Source organism: Bacteroides sp. 41_26, from assembly GCF_949740115.1.
Lineage (GTDB): Bacteria > Bacteroidota > Bacteroidia > Bacteroidales > Bacteroidaceae > Bacteroides > Bacteroides nordii.
The window spans coordinates 1-2,482 of record NZ_CATJGZ010000134.1 but is presented as its reverse complement, the minus strand read 5'-3'; the positions used below and the strand labels follow the sequence as shown (position 1 = coordinate 2,482).

Genomic DNA, 2,482 nt, shown 5'->3' with positions numbered 1-2,482 from the left:
ACATTCTTGCAGGCTTCCGTTCCACCGCCATCCGAAGAAAAATAGAAGGTTTTTGCCGGCTTCCCCTGATACCAGGCCCGCAATCCTTCGGTCTCCCGCACTGCCTGCGCCGTACGGTCGTTGGCATCCGCCATACCGAAATACACCTGACAATGGGTGGTGGAGCAGATATCAAAGCCATAGGAATCGTGCCGCCCTAAATTATCTTCATAGTAGCTTCTGGCGCACACAGCCTGTGCTTTCAACGCTTCCAGCGGCCAGCTCGGACTCATCTCATGGGAGATGACGCTATCGGTATATTCCCCCAGGCTTAAAAGATTGGAAACAACAAGGTCACCGCCCCCCACACGCTGAAACTGAAAAATGCCATAGTATTTCAGCTTTCTGAAATAGGTGGTGGCTTTCTCCGTTTCCTCCCTTCCCGGTGCCACAGCCAAAGAAAGCATCTCGCCCCCGTCAAACTGGAAAAGGACCTCTGCTGTCCCTGTTTTGACCACCGATACACCGTAAGAGCTGGTACCAACCACCTCTCCGCCAAGACTCTCCGCCGCAGCTTGCGCCTCGTTCTGGGTCAGATACGCCCCTTGCCGCAGCTGCCACGCTCCGTTGATCCAGGCCGGGAACCCTCCCATCTCCTTTGCAGCTTCAAGAACGGTCTCAAATGTGGGCTCTTCCTCGCCCAGTGGCAGCCGCACATGATAACACCCTACCCCAATATCGGAAGTAATGGCATTGGAATAGCTTTTCAATGCCCCGTCAGGGTCATAGGTCGTATCAACACCATACCATACATTCTGGGTTTTTACCACCGAGATATTTTTTTCGTCCGTGTACCCAAGAGAGTAAAAATTCCTTTCCCGGTCCAAATATCCAAAGCGATATCCCTTTCCCTCGCCATTGGCCAGGTTTGCACCGTCCAGAGCCGTTCCCTTGTATGCCAGCCCTACCAGTACCTTTATTTCATCCGATCCCTCCCCATACGCTGCAGGGAGCATAGCCAGCATCATCCACATGGCTAAAAGCGCCATCATCACTCTTCGTTTCATTGCCTGCTTTTATCTCCTTATATGAGGAATTTCTCCTGTGTAAAATCACTTACGACATTATAATACAAAAACCGCCTCAGGTAAAGAAAATGATTTTTTCTTTTTTCCGGCATATACATAAACTTATCAGGAGGTCGATGCTATGAATAAATGGAATGTAGGCGTGGTAGGCTGCACAGGAATGGTTGGGCAACGGTTTTTGACCTTACTGGAAAACCATCCCTGGTTCACCGTTACCACATTGGCAGCAAGCTCCCGCAGCGCAGGAAAACCCTATCAGGAGGCGGTCCGGGGCCGGTGGAAAATGTCTGTTCCCATTCCCGAGTCCGTCAAAGACATGGTCGTTTATGACGCTGTTTCCGACCGGGCACAGATTATAGAACAGGTTGACTTCATCTTCTGTGCGGTGGATATGAAAAAGGATGATATCCGTGCGCTGGAGGAGTCCTACGCCCGGGCAGAGTGCCCCGTCGTATCCAACAACTCCGCCAACCGTTGGACCCCGGACGTTCCTATGGTGATCCCGGAAGTAAACCCCTCCCACCTGGAGATCATCCCCATGCAGCGCCAGCGTTTTGGAACAAAGAAGGGCTTTATCGCTGTCAAATCCAATTGTTCCATTCAAAGTTATGTACCTGCCCTTGCTCCCCTTCTGGACTTTGAACCGGAAAAGGTTTTGGTTTGTACCTATCAGGCCATCTCCGGCGCCGGCAGGACCTTTGATACCTGGCCGGAAATGGCGGACAATCTGATCCCCTACATCGGCGGCGAGGAGGAGAAAAGTGAGCAGGAACCCTTAAAAGTTTGGGGCACCCTGACTCCCGAAGGAATTCAGACCGCCAAATTCCCGTCTATCACTGCCCAGTGCTTCCGTGTTCCTGTCAGTGATGGACATATGGCGGCTGTGTTCACCACCTTTCGCCATACGCCTGACATATCGGTCATCAAAAAGCGTTGGGCTGAGTTCCAGGGCCTCCCGCAAAAACTCGCCCTTCCCTCCGCCCCTTCGCATCCGCTTTGCTATTTTGAAGAACCTGACCGTCCCCAGACTCGTTTGGACCGGGATTTGGAAAACGGCATGGCCATCTCCATCGGACGGCTCCGTCCTGACAGTCAGTACGATTATAAATTCGCCTGTTTGTCCCACAACACCCTGCGGGGAGCAGCCGGAGGAGGCGTTCTGCTGGCAGAGCTTCTCTGTGCCCAGGGCTACATGGATTAAGGAGGAATGTTATGCGAGAGCCTGTTTTTTGCGGTGCCTGTACCGCCATTGTCACGCCTTTTACTCCGGAAGGGGAAATCAATTACCCGGTCTTTGGGCAATTGCTGGATGAACAACTGCAAGGCGGCATTGACGCCATCTGTGTCTGCGGCACTACCGGAGAAAGTGCCACTATGACCCCGGAAGAACACAGAGAGGTGATTGAATACGCTGT

The 2,482-nt window shown here is 52.5% G+C and carries 3 protein-coding genes; 2 read left to right on the top strand and 1 reads right to left on the bottom strand.

The features are described 5' to 3' along the window. The coding region (locus QX565_RS19995; RefSeq protein ID WP_289294121.1) for a SpoIID/LytB domain-containing protein at nucleotides 1-1,046 on the bottom strand (1,046 nt) is incomplete at its 3' end. Between the two features lie 142 nt (nucleotides 1,047-1,188). Here QX565_RS19995 and asd point away from each other — a divergent pair. After that, on the top strand, nucleotides 1,189-2,268 hold the full coding sequence (gene asd, locus QX565_RS19990) for an aspartate-semialdehyde dehydrogenase (RefSeq protein WP_289294119.1): 1,080 nt from the start codon (nucleotides 1,189-1,191) through the stop codon (nucleotides 2,266-2,268). Nucleotides 2,269-2,279: 11 nt separating this feature from the next. Continuing rightward, nucleotides 2,280-2,482: dihydrodipicolinate synthase family protein (locus QX565_RS19985; RefSeq protein WP_289294117.1), on the top strand; the 203-nt coding region annotated here is incomplete at its 3' end.

Bases quoted from the DNA above. Each gene is read 5' to 3' on its own strand.
- asd (WP_289294119.1), top strand. From the start codon at position 1,189: ATGAATAAATGGAATGTAGGCGTGGTAGGCTGCACAGGAATGGTTGGG.